The organism is Rhizobium leguminosarum (genome assembly GCF_010668065.1).
Lineage (GTDB): Bacteria > Pseudomonadota > Alphaproteobacteria > Rhizobiales > Rhizobiaceae > Rhizobium > Rhizobium leguminosarum_S.
Genome location: NZ_WUEN01000001.1, coordinates 135,496 through 154,584, shown reverse-complemented (window position 1 = coordinate 154,584; position 19,089 = coordinate 135,496). Strand labels below are relative to the sequence as shown.

General features: G+C 61.9%; 17 protein-coding genes. 2 read left to right on the top strand and 15 right to left on the bottom strand.

Going from position 1 to position 19,089, the window contains the following annotated elements; all coding sequences use genetic code 11:
- Positions 1-78: 78 nt before the first annotated feature.
- From GR198_RS00680 to GR198_RS00610, 15 genes are all read right to left on the bottom strand, one after another.
- Positions 79-942, bottom strand: a complete 864-nt coding sequence (locus GR198_RS00680; protein WP_164053767.1) for a GGDEF domain-containing protein — start codon at positions 940-942, stop codon at positions 79-81.
- A 331-nt stretch (positions 943-1,273) separates the two neighbouring features.
- Positions 1,274-1,945, bottom strand: a complete 672-nt coding sequence (locus tag GR198_RS00675) for a TIGR02117 family protein (RefSeq protein ID WP_164066968.1) — start codon at positions 1,943-1,945, stop codon at positions 1,274-1,276.
- Positions 1,946-1,976: 31 nt separating this feature from the next.
- Positions 1,977-3,689 carry an urease subunit alpha gene (ureC, locus tag GR198_RS00670; RefSeq protein WP_062942715.1) on the bottom strand — a complete coding sequence of 571 codons (1,713 nt, stop codon included), beginning with the start codon at positions 3,687-3,689 and terminating at the stop codon, positions 1,977-1,979.
- A 3-nt stretch (positions 3,690-3,692) separates the two neighbouring features.
- Positions 3,693-4,316, bottom strand: coding sequence for a hypothetical protein (locus tag GR198_RS00665; RefSeq protein ID WP_029872425.1), 624 nt, complete (start codon positions 4,314-4,316; stop codon positions 3,693-3,695).
- Positions 4,317-4,332: 16 nt separating this feature from the next.
- Positions 4,333-4,740 carry a lysozyme inhibitor LprI family protein gene (locus GR198_RS00660; protein ID WP_164022923.1) on the bottom strand — a complete coding sequence of 136 codons (408 nt, stop codon included), beginning with the start codon at positions 4,738-4,740 and terminating at the stop codon, positions 4,333-4,335.
- 22 nt (positions 4,741-4,762) lie between these two features.
- Positions 4,763-5,068, bottom strand: a complete 306-nt coding sequence (locus GR198_RS00655; RefSeq protein WP_003561953.1) for an urease subunit beta — start codon at positions 5,066-5,068, stop codon at positions 4,763-4,765.
- Positions 5,069-5,078: 10 nt separating this feature from the next.
- Complete coding sequence (locus GR198_RS00650; RefSeq protein ID WP_017989229.1) at positions 5,079-5,330, bottom strand: DUF1272 domain-containing protein; 252 nt, start codon at positions 5,328-5,330, stop codon at positions 5,079-5,081.
- 10 nt (positions 5,331-5,340) lie between these two features.
- Positions 5,341-5,643, bottom strand: a complete 303-nt coding sequence (locus GR198_RS00645) for an urease subunit gamma (protein ID WP_003561955.1) — start codon at positions 5,641-5,643, stop codon at positions 5,341-5,343.
- A 33-nt stretch (positions 5,644-5,676) separates the two neighbouring features.
- Positions 5,677-6,498: an urease accessory protein UreD gene (locus GR198_RS00640; protein ID WP_164067616.1), complete on the bottom strand. Its 822-nt coding sequence runs from the start codon at positions 6,496-6,498 to the stop codon at positions 5,677-5,679.
- Between the two features lie 150 nt (positions 6,499-6,648).
- The gene (urtE, locus tag GR198_RS00635; protein WP_003542323.1) at positions 6,649-7,344 is read right to left on the bottom strand and encodes an urea ABC transporter ATP-binding subunit UrtE; all 696 of its coding nucleotides are present in this window, start codon (positions 7,342-7,344) and stop codon (positions 6,649-6,651) included.
- Between the two features lie 185 nt (positions 7,345-7,529).
- The gene (gene urtD, locus GR198_RS00630; protein WP_003542325.1) at positions 7,530-8,285 is read right to left on the bottom strand and encodes an urea ABC transporter ATP-binding protein UrtD; all 756 of its coding nucleotides are present in this window, start codon (positions 8,283-8,285) and stop codon (positions 7,530-7,532) included.
- Between the two features lie 5 nt (positions 8,286-8,290).
- Positions 8,291-9,454: an urea ABC transporter permease subunit UrtC gene (gene urtC, locus GR198_RS00625; RefSeq protein ID WP_131644915.1), complete on the bottom strand. Its 1,164-nt coding sequence runs from the start codon at positions 9,452-9,454 to the stop codon at positions 8,291-8,293.
- Positions 9,451-11,103, bottom strand: coding sequence for an urea ABC transporter permease subunit UrtB (urtB, locus tag GR198_RS00620; protein WP_164022924.1), 1,653 nt, complete (start codon positions 11,101-11,103; stop codon positions 9,451-9,453). Before urtB ends, urtC begins: the two co-directional genes overlap by 4 nt.
- A gap of 110 nt (positions 11,104-11,213) precedes the next feature.
- The gene (urtA, locus tag GR198_RS00615) at positions 11,214-12,506 is read right to left on the bottom strand and encodes an urea ABC transporter substrate-binding protein (protein ID WP_029872432.1); all 1,293 of its coding nucleotides are present in this window, start codon (positions 12,504-12,506) and stop codon (positions 11,214-11,216) included.
- Positions 12,507-12,702: 196 nt separating this feature from the next.
- Positions 12,703-14,607 carry an acid phosphatase gene (locus tag GR198_RS00610; protein WP_164066966.1) on the bottom strand — a complete coding sequence of 635 codons (1,905 nt, stop codon included), beginning with the start codon at positions 14,605-14,607 and terminating at the stop codon, positions 12,703-12,705.
- A gap of 179 nt (positions 14,608-14,786) precedes the next feature.
- Here GR198_RS00610 and GR198_RS00605 point away from each other — a divergent pair, with 179 nt between their 5' ends.
- Both GR198_RS00605 and GR198_RS00600 read left to right on the top strand, forming a co-directional pair.
- Positions 14,787-18,173: a hybrid sensor histidine kinase/response regulator gene (locus GR198_RS00605; RefSeq protein WP_164066964.1), complete on the top strand. Its 3,387-nt coding sequence runs from the start codon at positions 14,787-14,789 to the stop codon at positions 18,171-18,173.
- Positions 18,166-19,083, top strand: coding sequence for a response regulator transcription factor (locus GR198_RS00600; protein ID WP_017961753.1), 918 nt, complete (start codon positions 18,166-18,168; stop codon positions 19,081-19,083). Before GR198_RS00605 ends, GR198_RS00600 begins: the two co-directional genes overlap by 8 nt.
- The last annotated feature ends 6 nt before the right edge of the window (positions 19,084-19,089 follow it).

Genomic DNA, 19,089 nt, shown 5'->3' with positions numbered 1-19,089 from the left:
CGTCTAAATCAAAAAATAGAGCATGATGCCGTCCGAAAACCGCAAACACTTTTCGGCATCATGCTCCAGACCTGGCTTTTATATTCCGTAAGCCTGCATCACATGGTCGCTCTCCGGTCCTCTGTTCTCGCCATCGACGCCGTTCTCGACGAGCCCGTGCCAGGCGTGATGCAGACCTTCCCGTTCGTGTACGACGCGATTGCGCCCAAGCGCCTTGGCGAGATAGAGCGCCCGGTCGGCGGAGGCATAAACCGCCTGCTTGTTGCGCCCGGCGACGAGATCGGCAACGCCGCCGGAAACGGTGATGCGGATATCGTGCCCCTCGGCCTTGATGGCGCCGCCGGCGATCCGGGCCCGGACACCTTCAATACGCTCCATCCGTGCCTCCAGCGGCTCGCCGGATAGGATCACACCAAACTCCTCCCCACCCAGCCGTGCGACGACGGACATCTCATCGAAGGCGGATGTGAGCATGGACGAAACGGCGATGATGACGGCATCGCCGCAACCGTGGCCGAAGCGATCATTGATCGCTTTGAAACGGTCGACGTCGAAAATCACTAGGGACGCGTTGCCATCGGCATTCTCAAGCGCCTCGGTAAAAGCGCGCCGGTTGAGCAGCCCGGAAAGCGTATCCGTGCGGCTGAGTTTTTCGAACTCCGCTCGCGAGAGCGCGAGGTCGCGCATGGCAAAGCCGGCAAACAGCGACAGCATGCCGGAAACGGTACCGCCGATCAGCCAGGAAAAGATCGCGCTGAAGCCGATTGCATGGGCGAGTGTCACCGGTAGAAGCCCGAGAAGATCGAGCGACGGCATCGTCAATGCGATGATGACTCCTGAGAGAATAACCGCAAGAAAAGCCATCTTCAGGGCGAAGACGTAGACGTTCCTGCGGTATTGAAGATCGCCAAAATCGGCCTGCAGCGAAATCCAGTTTCTCATGAGAATCAACCTTCCTGCTCGGCGTTTCCAGGCATTGATAAGAGCCCAATTGCTGCGGGGGTCTTAATTGACTCGTTAAAATTCGAACGGTTTTGGACGTTTCGGTGGACAGAATTTTTCTAGCAAGGGATGCAGCTTTCCAATCCCTGAATCGAACAGCGCAGAGAGACAGATAAACAATTGATATAAAAGGGATTTATTGAGCTTCCAGATGCGGTTGTTCCAGAATGGCTTAGCTGAAGAAAATACCGGTTTTTCCACCGATTTTTACAACCAGATGGAGAGCTCTATTCACAATTCACTTTAAGAGCGGACAGGCCCGACGGCTGCTTCAATTGTAGACAGAAACAGACAATCGCAATGCTTGTGGAAGCGGGTTCCATATGCCGGTTCGAAGCCCAGCCGAGCGCAGGGCAGCGGCAGTCCAGGTGTTGCAGCCGAAGAGGGCGTTGAAGTATCCCCTGGCCTCGAAGAACCGGTCGATCTCGCCGTAACCCGCACCCGGAATCGGCACCACCGCGCCCCCGTCACGGACGAAGCTCTCGGAGATAAAATCGCGCAGCTGCGCCAATTGATCCTCACTGACATTGAATGCCGTAACGGTGGGCTGCGGCTCGGTGATTGGGCCGGCAAGGTCCACATGCAGCACGGAACGGTCTATCGTCAGCGCGCGCAACACCGGCAGCGGCTTCAGCTCCGCCCATGTGGGAGTTTCCAGATAGAAGGCACGACCGCCCCAGCCGATAATGAGCCACTCCGCATTCGGATGGCCGAGCGGAAAACCGGTATCGTCAAGGAAAGAAAAGGCAGCCCGCGTTTCCGCGTCGAGCGGAATGGCAATATCGGTATGGATCGGGCCCGACAGCAGCAGGATCCGATGCGTCACTGCGGCAGACGACGCCTTGACCGGCGCAATCAGCGGCCGGGGAATAAGGGTCCCGCAGGCCGCCGAAAGCACGAGCAGGAATACGATCCGCAACAACCAGCGGATGCCTGTCCTCATCGCAACCGTCCATCACGCATCGGACGTAGGCCTAGAACAGAAAATAGCGCTGCGCCATCGGCAGCACCGTCGCCGGCTCGCATGTCAGCAATTCGCCGTTCGCCCTGACCTCATAGGTCTCCGGATCGACCTCGATCTCGGGTGTCAGGTCGTTGTGGATCATCGATGCCTTGGAGATGCCGCCGCGCGTATTCTTCACCGCGACCAGTTCCTTGGCGACACCGAGCCGACCCTTCAGGCCGCCGTCGAGGGCGGCCTGGCTGACGAAGGTAACGGAGGAATTGGTGAGGCTCTTGCCATAGGAGGCAAACATCGGCCGGTAGTGCACCGGCTGCGGCGTCGGGATCGAGGCGTTCGGATCGCCCATCGGGGCGGCCGCAATCGAGCCTCCGAGCAGCACCATATCGGGCTTCACGCCGAAGAAGGCCGGATTCCACAGCACGAGGTCGGCGCGCTTGCCGACTTCGACCGAGCCGATCTCACGGCTGAGACCATGGGCGATCGCCGGGTTGATCGTATATTTGGCGATATAGCGACGGACACGGAAATTGTCGTTGTCGCCCTTTTCCTCCTTCAGCCGGCCGCGCTGACGCTTCATCTTGTCGGCCGTCTGCCAGGTGCGGATCGCCACTTCGCCGACGCGGCCCATGGCCTGACTGTCGGACGAGATGATCGAGAAGGCGCCGATATCGTGCAGGATGTCTTCGGCGGCGATCGTCTCCTTGCGGATCCGGCTTTCGGCAAAAGCGATATCTTCGGGGATCGACGACGACAGATGGTGGCAGACCATCAGCATGTCGAGATGCTCGGCGATCGTATTGACCGTATAGGGACGCGTCGGATTGGTCGACGACGGAATGACATTCGGCTGGCCGCAGATCTTGATGATATCAGGCGCATGCCCGCCGCCCGCCCCTTCCGTGTGGAAGGCATGGATGGTGCGGCCCTTGATGGCGCCGATCGTATCCTCGACGAAGCCGCTTTCGTTCAGCGTATCGGTGTGGATCATCACCTGCACGTCGTATTCGTCGGCAACCGATAGGCAGCAGTCGATGGCGCCTGGTGTCGTGCCCCAATCCTCGTGCAGCTTCAGAGAGGTGGCGCCGGCCAGCACCATTTCGGTCAGCGCCCCCGGCAGCGAGGCATTGCCCTTGCCGGCAAAGGCGAGGTTCATCGGAAAGGCGTCGGCCGCTTCGATCATGCGCGCGAGATGCCAGGGGCCGGGCGTGCAGGTGGTGGCAAGCGTGCCGTGTGCCGGACCGGTGCCGCCGCCGAGCATACAGGTCATGCCGCTCATCAGCGCTTCCTCGATCTGCTGCGGCGCGATGAAATGGATATGGCTGTCCATGCCACCGGCGGTGACGATCTTGCCTTCGGCGGCGATCGCCTCCGTGCCGGGGCCGACGATGATGTTGACACCCGGCTGCATGTCGGGATTACCGGCCTTGCCGATCGCAACGATGCGCCCATCCTTGAGGCCGATATCGGCCTTGTAGATACCTGAATGATCGACGATCACCGCATTGGTGATGACCGTATCGACCGCGCCATCCGCCCGTGTCACCTGGCTTTGGCCCATGCCGTCGCGGATCACCTTGCCGCCGCCGAACTTCACCTCCTCGCCATAGGTGGTGAAATCCTTCTCGATCTCGATGAAGAGCTCCGTATCGGCAAGGCGCACCTTGTCGCCGGTGGTCGGTCCGAACATGCCGGCATAGGCGGCGCGCGAGATCTTGTAGGGCATCTATCAGGCTCCTTGGGAGGAAGAGACGAGTGTTTCTCCGCCGAGCCGCACGAGGCGGCCAGCGGCAATATGGCTATCGACAAGCTGTCGTTCGGCCGCAAATGGGTGCAATTCCCAGCCGACGTGGCCGAAGCCGACAAGCGTCACCTCGGCCTCGGCATATGTGTTCAGCACCTCGGCAATGACGATCATACCGCTGCTCGGCACGACATAGGGCGACGGAGAAAACGCCGAAAGCGAGGCATCCACGGACTCGTGAACCGCCTTGCCGATGACGCCGTGCTTCTTGCCGGTATCGGCGCAGAAGACACTGAATTCATCCGTATAGTCGTCGCAGAAATCGTCGAGTTCCGGATGCGAGACGGCAAGCGGTGCCCGCATCGCGGCGAATTTTTCCGGGTCGCGCACGCTCCAGATTTCGCCAGCCGACACCACGCCCGGATGGGCGCGCCACTCACGCGAGCCGAGCATCGCCTTTGCCGGTCTGCCGGTATTGCAGACCGCGACGGCATCCGTGCGGCTGCCGCCGTCGCCATAGGAGCGGCAATCATTGAAGCGGATGACGAAATCGGCGGCATCGATGATGCCAGCCCCGCCCTCCTCAATGTCGCCATTGCCGACGATCATGATTTTCCTGATCACCCTAGTTGCTCATCGTATCTTCGAGCTCTTTCAGCTCTTTCGTGCGTTTGTCCGTGATGTTGGCGAGACACCCGGCGACCAGCATCGGCTCCATCGTGCCACCGCGGGCCTGAAAGCCGAAGGCGTCGCATTCGGCGTCGCGATAATCGATCCAGCTGCGCTGCGCCTTGACCAGCGCCTGCTCCGCGCCCTTCCTGTCGCCATCCAGGTCCTTGTCGATCGCTGCCAGGACGGCGCGGGTCTTCTTGTACTGCGCATTCAAAGCCTTGTCGGCGGCCTCATGGCGCGCCGCCTCGCAAGACGTCATGTCCGATTGCGTCTTGGGGCTGTTGCAATCGATATCCTCAGCAGAGGCAGCACCTGCCGTCAGCAGCATCGCCGCCCCGACGAGGCAGATATTCAAGCGCATGCATTCCTCCAGCCCATTGTTCTTAAAGCTTGCCCATCACCAGCTGGCGGAAGCCGTAGACCTCGCGCTTGCCGGAAAGCGGGATCAGCGTCACCGAGCGCGTCTGCCCCGGCTCGAAGCGCACCGCCGTCCCCGCCGGGATATCGAGCCGCTTGCCGTGTGCTACCGCGCGATCGAAGGAAAGCCCGGCATTGGTCTCGGCGAAATGATAGTGGCTGCCGACCTGCACCGGCCGATCACCCGTATTGGAAACCTCCAGCGTCACAGTCGGCGCGCCGGCATTCAGTTCGATGTCGCCGCTTGCGGCAATGATTTCGCCTGGAATCATCTCGTTCTCCTTAAGCCGCCTTGGGCGCGCAGCCCTCCGCTTTCAGCACACGCTTCGTCGACGCCGGATTTTTGGCGAGCATGGCCGCCGGCCGAATGGGTCTCGCGACGAGATTGCCGCCGCAGTTCGGGCAGACACCCTCCAGCACGCCGTCCACGCAATCGGCGCAGAAGGTGCATTCATAGGTGCAGATCCGTGCCTGAGTGCTATCCGGCGGCAGATCCTTGTCGCAGCATTCGCAATTGGGCCTGAGCTCGAGCATCCCTGTCTCCTCACCGGATCGGCTCGTGCACGGTGACGAGCTTGGTTCCATCAGGAAACGTCGCCTCCACCTGCACGTCGTGGATCATCTCTGCAATCCCCTCCATCACCTGGTCGCGGCCGATCACATGGGCGCCGGCTTCCATCAGCTCGGCAACCGGGCGGCCATCGCGGGCGCCTTCGACGACGAAGTCGCTGATCAGCGCGATCGCTTCGGGATAGTTCAGCTTGACGCCGCGCTCCAGTCGCCGCCGCGCCACCATCGCCGCCATCGAAATCAACAGCTTGTCTTTTTCTCTCGGAGTGAGGTTCATCGCTTGTCCATCTGCTTGACCGAATGCTTACGTTCATAGATTCCAGACTTTCGGCACAGGCGCACCATTGCGCAAGGCGGAAATGACGGAGATCAGGATTTTTCTGAGTGAGAAGCCGTCGGCTGCGGCAAGGCGAACGACGAGCTTGCCCTTCCAAGCGCTCGCACCGCCCATCGATCCTTCGACGAGCGGCCGGACTTTGCTAAGATAGGCTTCTGAAAGCGGCCCGGCATAAAGCAACGTCGCAAAGGCCACCTGTCCGCCGAGCACGGCCTGCCGCGCCGCCAGTGCCGCCACACCTTCGGAAAGCCTGAGTTCTTCGGCGTGGATCAGTTGACCCGAGCGGCGGATGCGCCAGCGATCGCGGAACAGCCCCGATACCACCGCCTCACCCATCGCCTTGCGGCCGAGCAGCACTGCTTCGACAGCCAGAAATTCGGCGCTCTCGTCAAGATCGACATCCAGCCGGCGGAAAAGTGCGGCCCGGTCGAAGAGGATCGTTTCCTGCGGCAGCCAGTCGACGCGGGCTTGGGCTCCGACCTTGATGCAGGTCGCCACCTCGGCGATGCCGGCCGATGCCTTGTAGATCTTCTCGCAAGCCTGAGTGGTGACGTCGATGCGCGTGCCGGCGCCGGCATCCACGCTCCAATCCATCCGATCGCCGCCCGTTAGCCCGCCAGCGGTATTGATGATGACGGCTTCCATGGAGGCATCGAAGGTATCGGGCAGGCGGATCTTCGCTGCCCCCTCCTGATAGAGTTCACGGATGCGCGTGCGGCCATCGAACAGCTTTGCCGCCAGATGCCCGCGCCCTTCCGCTCTTTGCGGTCTCGTGCCTGCCGCCGCAATCGTCATATCGTCCCTTTCGGTCACGCCCCTGTTTTCATTCAAGCGCGCGGATAACGGAAAGCAAGCAATTCCTATGCCGTCCCGAGCAGACCTCTGGCGACGGCGGACGGTTTTCCAGGCGCCGCGCGCTCTGCTGCAAAATGCGGCATCTGCCGGTCAGACAGTCAGGTGGCGGCGGGCCTCCGGCGTATCCAGCGTCTCGGCAAGCCCTTCATGCACGATTTCGCCGCGGTCCATGATGTAGACATAGTCGGCAAGCTCGCGGCAGAAATCGAGATATTGCTCGACGAGCAGGATCGCCATGCCTGTGGAGTCGCGCAGGTAGCGGATCGCCCGGCCGATATCCTTGATGATCGATGGCTGAATGCCCTCGGTCGGCTCGTCGAGCACGAGAATCCTAGGCCGCGTCACCATGGCTCGCCCGATCGCCAGCTGCTGCTGCTGCCCGCCGGAAAGATCGCCGCCGCGACGTGACAACATCGACTTCAGCACCGGGAAGAGACTGAAGATGTCATCGGGGATGTTGCGGTCGCGGCGGCCAAGCGGAGCAAAGCCGGTTTCGAGATTTTCCTTGACTGTCAGCAGCGGGAAGATTTCGCGCCCCTGCGGCACATAGCCGATGCCCTGCTTGGCGCGGGCAAAGGGCGGCAGGCCGTTGAGCTTGGTATCGTTGAAGGTGACGGTACCGGCCGACAGCGGATGCTGGCCGGTAACGGCGCGCAGAAGAGAACTCTTCCCCACGCCGTTACGCCCCAGCACGCAGGTAATCTTGCCCATCTCCGCTTTGATCGAGATGCCGCGCAGCGCCTGAGCGGCGCCGTAGTGGAGGTTTGCGTTTTCGACTGTCAGCATCGGTTTCCCTTTACATTCAAACTGCTGTCGGAGCAGGCCGCTGCCCCTCATCCGGCTGCCGCCACCTTCTCCCCGCTTGCGGGGAGAAGGGAATATGCCGCGACCTGTCCGTCCCTCGTCCACCTCTCGCATGGCACGTCCCCTCGCCCCGTTTACGGGGAGAGGGTTAGGGTCAAACACGACGCTCACCGCCCCAAATAGTTCTCGATGACCTTCGGATCCGAACTCACAAAGTCGATCGAGCCCTCCGCCAGCACCGATCCCTCAGCAAGGCAGGTCACCTTGACGCCGAGGTCGCGGATGAAGCCCATGTCATGTTCGACGACGACGACCGACCGGGTTTTGGCGATATCCTTGAGCAGGATCGCAGTTTCCGCCGTCTCCGCATCGGTCATGCCGGCCACCGGTTCGTCGACGAGCAGGAGCTTCGGCTCCTGCGCCAGCAGCATGCCGATCTCCAGCCATTGCTTCTGCCCGTGCGAGAGATTGGCGGCGAATTCGTCGCGGCGATGCGTCAGCCGCACCGTTTCGAGGATCTCCTCGATGCGCGTCTTGTCCTCGCCCGAAAGCCGGTAGAACAGCGTCGAGAACACGCCGCGACGGCGGTTCAGCGCCAGCTCCAGATTGTCCCAGACCGTATGGCTTTCGAAGACGGTCGGCTTCTGGAATTTGCGACCGATGCCGAGCTGGGCGATATCGGCCTCGTCCTTCTTGGTAAGATCGATCGTGCCGTTGAAGAACACCTCGCCCTCGTCGGGCCTGGTCTTGCCGGTGATGATGTCCATCATCGTCGTCTTGCCGGCGCCGTTCGGGCCGATGATGGCGCGAAGCTCGCCGGGTTCGATGACGATCGACAGCGAATTCAGCGCCTTGAAGCCGTCGAAGGAAACCGAGACGCCGTTGAGGTAAAGCACGCTGGTGGGTTTGTCGTCGGGGATCATGGCGCTCACTCCGCTGCCTGGATTTTCGGCTCGATACCGTCTTCCTCAGCCGCCAGCGGGGTCGCCTTGGAGACGACCTTCCGCTTGCCGAGATATTGCGCAATCGTGCCGACGACACCCTTGGGCAGAAGCAGCGTGACGGCAACGAAGAGGCCACCGAGCGCGAACAGCCAGAACTCCGGGAAGAGGCCGGTGAAGATCGTCTTGCCTCCGTTGACGAGGATCGCGCCGATGATCGGCCCGATCAACGTCGCCCGCCCACCGACCGCCGTCCAGATGACGACTTCGATCGAATTGGCAGGCGCGAATTCGCCGGGATTGATGATGCCGACCTGCGGCACGTAGAGCGCGCCGGCAATACCGGCCATCATCGCCGAGACGACGAAAGTGAAGAGCTTGAAATGCTCGACGCGGTAGCCGAGGAAGCGCGTCCGGCTTTCGGCATCGCGTACGCCGACCAGCACCTTGCCGAACTTCGAGCGCACGATCGCCGAGGCGATCAGCAGCGATAGAGCCAGGAAGATCGCAGTTGCCGCAAAGAGGACTGCACGCGTGCCGTCAGCCTGGACGTTAAAACCGATAATGTCCTTGAAATCGGTAAGGCCGTTATTGCCGCCGAAGCCCATGTCGTTGCGGAAGAAGGCCAGCAGCAGTGCATAGGTCATCGCCTGGGTGATGATCGAGAGATAGACGCCGTTGACGCGTGAGCGGAAGGCAAACCAGCCGAAGACGAAGGCGAGCAGGCCGGGCACGACGAGCACCATCAGCGCCGCAAACCAGAAATGGTTGAAGCCGAACCAGAACCAGGGCAGATCCTTCCAGTTCAGGAACACCATGAAGTCGGGCAGGATCGGATCTCCGTAGCTGCCGCGCGTGCCGATCTGGCGCATCAGATACATGCCCATCGCATAGCCGCCGAGCGCAAAGAAGGCACCGTGGCCGAGGGAGAGGATGCCGCAGAAGCCCCAGACGAGATCAAGCGCCAGCGCCAGCAGCGCATAGGTCAGATACTTGCCGAACAGCGACATGATATAAGTCGGCACGTGCAACGGATTGGTCGGCCCCGTCATCAGGTTCAGGACCGGCACAAGGACGGCGACCAGAAGCAGGAGGGCGATGGCAATGACGATCTTGCGATCGAGTGATCGGAGAAGGAAGGCCGTTATCATGCTTCCACCGCCCTTCCTTTGAGTGCGAAGAGTCCGCGGGGACGCTTCTGGATGAAGAGAATGATGAGGACGAGCACCAGGATCTTGCCGAGCACGGCGCCGGCGAAGGGCTCGAGGAACTTGTTGACGACGCCGAGCGAGAGTGCACCGACCAGCGTGCCCCAGAGATTGCCGACACCGCCGAAGACGACGACCATGAAGCTGTCGATGATGTAGGATTGACCGAGGTTCGGCGAGACATTGTCGATCTGGCTGAGCGCCACGCCGGCGATGCCGGCAATGCCCGAGCCGAGCGCGAAGGTGAAGGCATCGACCCAGCCGGTGCGGATGCCCATCGACGACGCCATGCGCCGGTTCTGCGTAACTGCACGCATCTGCAGGCCGAAGGCGGACCGTTTGAGCAGCAGGAGCAGCGCCACAAAGACCACCATCGAAAAGACGATGATCCACAGTCGGTTCCAGGTGATGGAGAGCCCGCCGAGATCGAAGACGCCGGACATCCAGGTCGGATTGCGGACCTCGCGGTTGGTCGGGCCGAAGCTGCTGCGCACCGCCTGCTGCAGGATGAGCGACACGCCCCAGGTGGCGAGCAGCGTTTCGAGCGGCCGGCCGTAGAGATAGCGGATGACGGCGCGCTCGATCACCAGACCGACGAAGCCGGTAAAGGCGAAGGCCGCAGGCACGGCAAAGGCCAGCGAATAATCGGCAAGTTCAGGAAAGGCGGAAGTAATGTATTCCTGCACCACATAGGTAGTGTAGGCGCCGATCATCACCATTTCGCCATGCGCCATGTTGATGACGCCCATGACACCGAAGGTGATGGCAAGGCCGATTGCGGCAAGCAGCAGGACCGAGCCGAGAGACAATCCGTACCAGATGTTCTGGACGATATCCCACAGCGCCAGGCTGCGATTGATCGAGCTGATATCCGCCTGGATCGCCGGCTTCAGGTCGTCAGGCGCGGTTTCGAGTGTGGTCGTGAGGATGGTCAGCGCATCGCGATTGCCGCGCGCCGCGATCGTATCGATCGCAGCCTTTTTGTCTTCCACGCTCGCATCCGTCTTGAGCAGCAACACTGCGCGCGCCGCTTCCATCGTATTCTTGATCTCAGCGTCCTTTTCGGCCGCAAGCGCCGTGTTCAGCAGGTCGAGATTGGCGGGATCGGCATCTTTCAGCAGGCCCTGCGCCGCGGCAAGCCGCGCGGAACGGTCCGGGCTCATCAGCGTCAGCTGGCTGGTGGCGGCGCCGATGACGCCGCGAAGCGCGTTGTTGATCTTGACCTTCGTCATCAGATCCGGATCGACATCGGCAGCGGCTTCGCCGGTGATCGGATCGGAATAGGTCGGTTCGTCATCGGTGCCGCCCTGGAGGAGAACCGGGCCGCCATCGGAATTGACGTAGAGAAGGCCGTCGCTCAACTGCTGCAGGATCTGGCTGACATGCGGATCCTTGGAAGCGACCAGCGCTTTGATGGCCGCTTCTCGTTCCGGGAAGTCGCCGACGCCGAGCGCGTCGATAAGCACGTGGATATCATCCTGGGCCTGGACTTCGCTCGAGATTGTCAGGCCCGAAAATGCAAAGCCTGAAAATACGAGACCCGAAAATGTCAGGCAAACCGTGATGAGGAAAATCTTTATGGCGCGATACATCGGCTTTCTCGCCCTTGATAGTGTTGGCCTCGCGGCGCAATCGCTGGGACGGAGCTTCCGCCCGGGATCAAACCCGGACGGAATCCTTCAGGCATCGGATCGAGGCGTACTCAGGAGCCCTTGCCGCCGCACTTGCCCGTAGCGACGTTGAAGTTGCCGCAGGACATCGGCTTGCGCCAATCGGAGATCAGATCCTTGGAGTCAGGCAGGAAATCTGACCATTCGTCGCCGACGACGGCAGGTGTCTGCTGGACGATTTCGAACTGGCCGTCAGCCTGGATTTCACCGATCAGCACCGGCTTGGTGATGTGGTGGTTCGGCATGACGGTCGCATATCCGCCGGAGAGGTTCGGAACGCTGACGCCGATGATGGTGTCGAGAACCTTGTCGGTATCGGTCGTGCCGGCAGCCTGGACGGCCTTAACCCATGCGTTGAAGCCGATATAAGCAGCTTCCATCGGGTCGTTCGTCACGCGCTTGTCGTTCTTGGTGAAAGCGTGCCAATCCTTGATGAACTTCTTGTTGGCCGAGCTTTCGACCGATTCGAAGTAGTTCCAGGCAGCGAGATGGCCGACGAGCGGCTTGGTGTCGAGGCCGGCAAGCTCTTCTTCGCCAACCGAGAAAGCGACGACGGGGATGTCTGTTGCCTTGATGCCCTTGTTGCCCAGTTCCTTGTAGAACGGAACGTTGGCATCGCCGTTGATCGTAGAGACGACAGCGGTCTTCTTGCCGGCCGAACCGAATTCCTTGATCTTGGAAACTTCGGTCTGCCAGTCGGAGAAGCCGAACGGCGTGTAGTTGGTCATGATGTCTTCTTTCGGAATACCCTTCGAAATCAGGTATGCCTCGAGAATCTTGTTGGTCGTGCGCGGATAGACGTAGTCCGTACCTTCGAGAACGAAGCGCTTGACGCCTTCTTTTTCCATCAGGTAGTCGACAGCAGGAATGGCCTGCTGGTTCGGAGCAGCACCGGTGTAGAAGATGTTGCGCGAGGACTCTTCGCCTTCATACTGGACCGGGTAGAAGAGGATCGAGTTGGTCTCTTCGAAAACCGGCAGAACGGACTTGCGCGACGAGGACGTCCAGCAACCGAAGACGGCGGCAACCTTGTCCTTCTGGATCAGCTCACGTGCCTTTTCGGCAAACAACGGCCAGTCGGAAGCCGGGTCGACGACGACGGCCTCGAGCTTCTTGCCGAGAAGGCCGCCCTTCTTGTTCTGCTCGTCGATGAGCATCAGCATGGCGTCCTTGAGCGTGGTCTCGGAGATGGCCATGGTGCCGGAGAGCGAGTGCAGAATGCCGACCTTGATCGTGTCATCGGCGGCAACTGCACCGCCGAAGGCGGCCGACGCCGCGATGACGGCGCCGAGCGCTGCGCCCGTAATAGTGGATTTGAGATTCATCTGGTTGAACTCCCCTCTTCTTGTTCCGCAACAGACCGGAAACGGAGATTAACTGTTGCTTAAAGAACTATCGGGTGCTGCAGCGCGAAAACACATACGTCGATTGACGTAGGCGCGGGGGGCAAACAGGCAGCAGGCCGGGAGAGAGGTGGCATCCCCCACCGCGGGAGATGCCCTGTCGATTCTCTCGGGGAAATTATCCGTCGATCGTCAAGACGACTGATGTCGGGCCGTAGGAGAGGCTCGCCTTGTGGCCGGAGACAGTGAACTTGCCGAAGGTGCCGGTCACGGCACTCGCCTTCAGGATTTCGATCTTGGTTCCGGGCGTCGGGACATAGCCATCGACAAACGTCACGTCGAGGTCGCCGGCCAGCGCCGCCTTGCCCTCGACGACCAGCGTGCCTCCGCCGTTCGCGCCGAGCGCCGGCTTCGCCGCGGCATTGGCGAGCTGCTGATAATCACCACTCACGGTCAACGGCTTGTCGGCCGCCAGAACGAGCGAACCGCCATTGACCGTCAGCCCGCCGGTACCGAAGGCCAACGGAGAGCCGGCCACCAGCGCGCCCTCTTCCAGCACGGTGCCGCCGGCATAGCTGTTCGCGCCCGACAGCCCGAGGATGCCTTCGCCGCGCTTCACCAGCCTGCCCTTGCCGGTGATGTCGTTCCGCCAGGTATCGATCGCATTGAAACCGCCCTTTGCCGCGTCCATCGTCACGGTCACGTCCTGTTCGAACGCACCGTAGCCATCGGCGGCGGCAAACAGGTTGAGGCGGCCGTAGCCCTCCGCTTCGTCGAGGAGCGGGTAGCCGGAGGCGATCTCCGTCGTCTTCAGCACGTCGCGGCGCTGCTCGCTGTCCAGATAGGGCAGACGCGTTTCGAGAAGCGCTTCAGCGCCCTGCGGCACGCGCGCCGGCTGATCCGTCGCATGGATCGTCGGCAGGCCGTAACTCAGGCGCTGCAGCACGTAAGCGCGATTGGCGTCATGATCGGCGAAACGGTCTGTAGCCAGTGGTGCCGCATGGGCGGCGACTTCAAGCGCGCCCGCATCCGCAACGCCTGATTTGGCGACGAGCCATGCCTGCGCTTGGGCGTAAGCATCGCTCTTCAGCGCGGCATTGTCGGCCTTGTTCAGATTGTAGACGACCGTGGCCGTTCCGAGCATCCGACCGCCCATCACGTCGAGAGGAGAATGCATGCCGGCGAGGATGCGGTCTTCACCCAGCTCGCTGGCGCGCGTGATCATTTCCTGGAAGCGCTGCGGCACGAGATAGGCCATGGCGAGCGCATCCCGCCAGGCTTCCGCCGTATGCCCGCTCGGGAAACCGCCGTCCTCAACCGGCTTGCCGCTCTTGGCGGGCTGCAGCGTCGGCACCACCGACACGTCCTGGCTCCAGCGGTAGGGACGGCCATATTTGAAATAGCGCTTGGCAGGCTCCGTCGAGCCGTCACCGCTTGCAGCGTTGATGAAGTCGATTGCAAGTCCCATGTCCGGGTTGGCATCGGTCTTGTTTTCCGCATCCGGCTTGCTGCCGGCACCGCGATTGTTACCCTTGTCGTCATATTTGACCGTCGTCGCATCGGCCGCCACCTCGATGATCGTGGTGGTCTGCTTCGAGCCGGCCTTCCAGGCATCCGTCAGCGGACCGAGGCCATCGACGATGCTGGCATTCTTGCCGCGCCGATCGTCGAGATAGGCGGCCACCGCCTGGTCGGCCGTCCGCGCCCGTGTCGCTTTGACGACATAGCCGATGTTGGCGTCATGGACGGCCTGGTTGACGATATGGCCGTCGGTCTTGCTGGCGGGAATACCATCCCAATCCGTCTTGGCGACCGCCGGGCAATTGTCCTTGGCCGGGGCTTCGACGCCGGCATCGACAAAAGGCGTGCGCGGTGTCCAGATTTCCAGGAAGCCGGAGAGAAGGTGAACGGCAGCGTTGCTGTCCACCGTCGAGAAGCAGGCGTCACCACGCTTGTTGGTGTTTCCAGCCTGCGCATAAGGCGCTTTCGCCGCCGTGGCCTGCTCGGCGCTGGCAAGCGATGGCACGATCGAAAGAAGGCAGACGAGGGCAGTGCTCAGGCGGCAAAGGCTTAAAACAGACATGGTGATACCCGAAATGGTTGAACGAACGCCGGGAGAGTTAGAGCTCTCATGTGACAGTTCAATTGCAAAAATATTGCCATTCTGTGAACCAGCCGGTGCCTGCCTCTTGCCTTTCCCAACCATCCCGCCAAAACTGCCGGAGAGACGATGAGCCCAACCGGAATGCCGGAAAGGAAGACATGGCAGCGCGCCAACGCATCATTCCGGTAAGACGCGAATATAATCGCTGGGTCGCCAACCAGACGCTGGAAGATTACGCGCTGCGCTTCACTGCCAAGAGCGCCCGGCATTTCTCCTCGCAGCGCATCTCGCAGACCGCGATCGGCGCGATCTCCTTCCTGGCGCTGGAGGCGATCGGCGGCGCAATCACCCTCTCCTACGGCACCACCAACGCCTTTTACGCCATCATCGTCGCCTCGGTCGCCATGCTGGCGATCGGCCTACCGATCAGCCGCTACGCCATCCGCCACGGCGTCGACATCGATCTGCTGACGCGCGGCGCGGGCTTCGGCTATATCGGCTCGACCATCACCTCGCTGATCTATGCGAGCTTCACCTTCATGCTGTTTGCGATCGAGGCATCGATCATGTCCGGGGCGCTGGAGCTCACCCTCGGCATCCCGCTCTGGATCGGCTACATCATCAGCGCCGTCATGGTGATCCCGCTGGTGACGCACGGCGTGCGTCTGATCAGCAAGTTCCAGCTGATGACCCAGCCCTTCTGGATCGTGCTGAATATCCTTCCCTTCATCTTCATCGCCTTGCTGGACTGGGAAAAATTCGATCTCTGGCGCGCCTTTGCCGGCATCCGCCATGCCTCCGGCCCGCCCGGCACCATCGCCGAATTCAATCTGGTGGAGTTCGGCGCTGCCTCCGCCGTAATCCTGGCGCTGATGTCGCAGATCGGCGAACAGGCCGACTTCCTGCGCTTCCTGCCGCCGGACCCGCAGCGCAAGTGGCGCCACCGCCTGGCGATCTTTCTCGCCGGCCCCGGCTGGGTCATCATCGGTGCGCCGAAGCTGCTTGCCGGCTCCTTCCTGGTGGTGCTGACCTTCACCTCGGGCGTCCCGCTCGATCGCGCCGCCGACCCGGCGCAGATGTATCTGACCGCCTTCGGCTACATGGTCCCCTGGCACAATGGCGCGCTGCTGTTGATGGCCGCCTTCGTCGTCGTCTCGCAGCTGAAGATCAACGTGATGAACGCCTATGCCGGTTCGCTCGCCTGGTCGAACTTCTTCTCGCGACTGACGCACAGCCATCCCGGCCGCGTCATCTGGCTGGTGTTCAACGTCGCAATCGCTCTGCTTTTGATGGAACTCGGCATCTACCGGCTGCTGGAGGAGACGCTCGGCATCTTCTCGATCATCGCCATGGCCTGGCTCTGCACGATCTCCGCCGATCTCTTCATCAACAAGCCGCTGGGGCTGGCTCCTCCCGGCATCGAGTTCAAGCGGGCCCACCTCTACGACATCAACCCGGTCGGCCTCGGCGCCATGACGCTGTCGGCGACGGTGTCGCTGATTGCCCATTTCGGCGCCTTCGGCGAGATCGCCGCCTCGCTCGCTCCCTATATCACCCTCGTCATCGCGCTGGTCGCCTCGCCTGCCATCGCCTGGGCAACGAAAGGCAAGTTCTATCTCGCCCGCAAGCCGCGCCAGAGCTGGAAGAACCTGACGAACATCACCTGCTCGGTCTGCGAGCATCCCTTCGAGCCGGAGGACATGGCCTGGTGCCCGGCCTATGCCGCGCCGATCTGCTCGCTCTGCTGCTCGCTCGATAGCCGCTGCCACGACATGTGCAAGCCGTCCGCCCGTTTCAACGCGCAGGTCGGCACCGTCGCCAAGGCGCTGCTGCCGGAAGCCATTCTGGGGAAGCTGACGACGCGCCTTGGCCGCTACGGCATCGCCGTCGTTTTGGCATTGACCGCCATCGGAGCAATCCTGGCGATGATTGCCCATCAGGTCGCCTCCGCCTCGCCCGAGACGGGTGAGGTCGTCAATCGCACCATCCTCATCGTCTTCTTCGTCTTCTCGGTGATCTCAGGCGTCGTCTGCTGGTTCTATGTGCTCGCCCATGACAGCCGCGTCGTTGCCGAGGAGGAATCCTCACGCCAGAACACGCTGCTGCTCAAGGAAATCGCCGCCCACAAGAAGACCGACGCCGCCTTGCAGAACGCCAAGGAAACCGCCGAGGCCGCCAACCGCGCCAAGAGCCGCTATGTCGTCGGGCTCAGCCACGAATTACGCACGCCGCTGAACGCCGTGCTCGGCTACGCCCAGATCCTCGAACGCGACGAGACCATCCCGGCGCCGCGCCAATCCTCGATCAAGGTCATCCGCCGCAGCGCCGAACACCTCTCCGGGCTGATCGATGGCCTGCTCGATATTTCCAAGATCGAGGCCGGCCGTCTGCAGGTCTATTCCAACGAGATCAACATCCAGGATTTCCTCGACCAGATCGTCGATATGTTCCGCCCGCAGGCGCAGGCAAAGGGGCTTGCCTTCATCCATGAGCGCGCCCCGGCCTTGCCGCAATTCGTCCGCACCGACGAAAAGCGCCTGCGCCAGATCCTGGTCAACCTGCTCTCCAATGCCATCAAGTTCACTGACGAAGGCAGCGTCACCTTCGACGTCGGCTATCGCAGCCAGGTCGCGACCTTCACCGTTGCCGATACCGGCCGAGGCATCACGGAGAAAGACCTGCCCCGTATTTACGAACCCTTCCAGCGCGGTGAGGCCGAAAGCGTGCGGCCGATGCCAGGGCTCGGCCTCGGCCTCACCATCACCCGGCTTTTGACCAATACGCTCGGTGGCGAGATCTCGGTTGCAAGCGTGAAGGACGAAGGCTCGACCTTCCGCGTCCGGCTGATGCTGTCCGCCGTCATGCGCGCCGTGGCCGCAGCGCCGCAGGAGAAGCGCGTTGTCGGTTATGACGGCCCGCGCCGCACTGTTGTCGTCGTCGACGATAACGAGGACCACCGCGAGATGATGCGCGAGATCCTGGCGCCGCTCGATTTCATCGTGCTGACGGCAGCAGGCGGCGGCGAATGCCTGACGCTGATCGAGGGCATCATGCCGGACCTCTTCCTGGTCGATATTTTGATGCCCGGCATGAACGGCTGGCAGCTCGTCTCGCGTCTGCGCGAGGCCGGCCAGACGGCGCCGGTGCTGATGCTCTCGGCCAATATCGGTGATGCGGCCGTTCTCAGCGACAGCGACGACAGCCACAACGATGCGATCGGCAAGCCGGTCGACATCCGCCAGCTGCGCGATAAGCTCGCCCTGCATCTTGGCCTGACATGGATCTATGCCGATGCCGTGCCAGCCATTCCTGTCAAGATCGAAGCGCCGATGCTGAGTCCAGGTGCTGCCCATGTGCAGGAATTGCTGCGGCTCGGCGAGATCGGCTATATCAGAGGCATTGAAGCCAAGCTTTCGGACCTTGCCAAGGTGGAGGCAAATCAGCCATTCACGGAGGAACTTCGCGCCTATGTCGCCGCCTTCGATCTCGCCGGCTTCATGACCTTCCTGCACGACTTCGACGAAAAGGTGGAATCCATTGGCTGAGCCGGCCCTCCCCCGCGACATCGTTCTGCTCGTCGACGACTCGGCCGAAGCCCTCGGCTTCATGACCGACGCGCTCGAACAATCCGGCTTCTCCGTGCTGATCGCCACATCGGGCACGGCGGCACTTGGTATCGTCGAGCGCATCACGCCCGATCTCATCCTGCTCGACGCGGTGATGCCGGGTATGGATGGCTTCGAGACCTGCCGCCGGCTGAAGGCGAATGCCGCGGTGGCGCAGGTGCCTGTCGTCTTCATGACCGGCCTGACCGAGACCGAGCATGTCGTGCACGCGCTGGAATCCGGCGGCGTCGATTATCTCAGCAAGCCGATCAACATCGATGAACTGCGCGCCCGCATCCGCGTCCATCTGCGCAACGCTCGCTCGGCCCAAAGCGCCCGCATCGCCCTGGACGCAGCCGGCCGCCATCTGCTGGCAGTCAAGGGCGACGGCGCCATCCACTGGTCAACGCCGCAAGCGACACGGCTGGTCAATGCCGCCATGGGCAGCGACGACGGCATGGAAATCGTCGTTCGCCATATCGCCGGCTGGATGCGCGATCGCGTCGCCGCAGTGCGCGACGGCATCATCTCGATCGCCCATGCCGGCCAGGCAGCGCTGCAGCTCGCCTTCCTCGGCGCAATCGGCCCTGACGAATATCTCTTCCGCCTCACCGCCGCCAGTCAGCGCAGCGACGACGAGGTGCTGCGCCAGCGCTTCTCGCTCACCCAGCGCGAATCCGAAGTGCTGCTCTGGATCGCCAAGGGCAAGGCCAACCGCGACATCGGCGAAATATTGGGACTGTCGGCGCGGACGGTGAACAAACACCTCGAACAGATTTACGTGAAGCTCGGCGTCGAGAACCGCGCCTCGGCCGCCGTGAAAGCCACGCACGTGCTGTACGAGATGTGAGAGGGT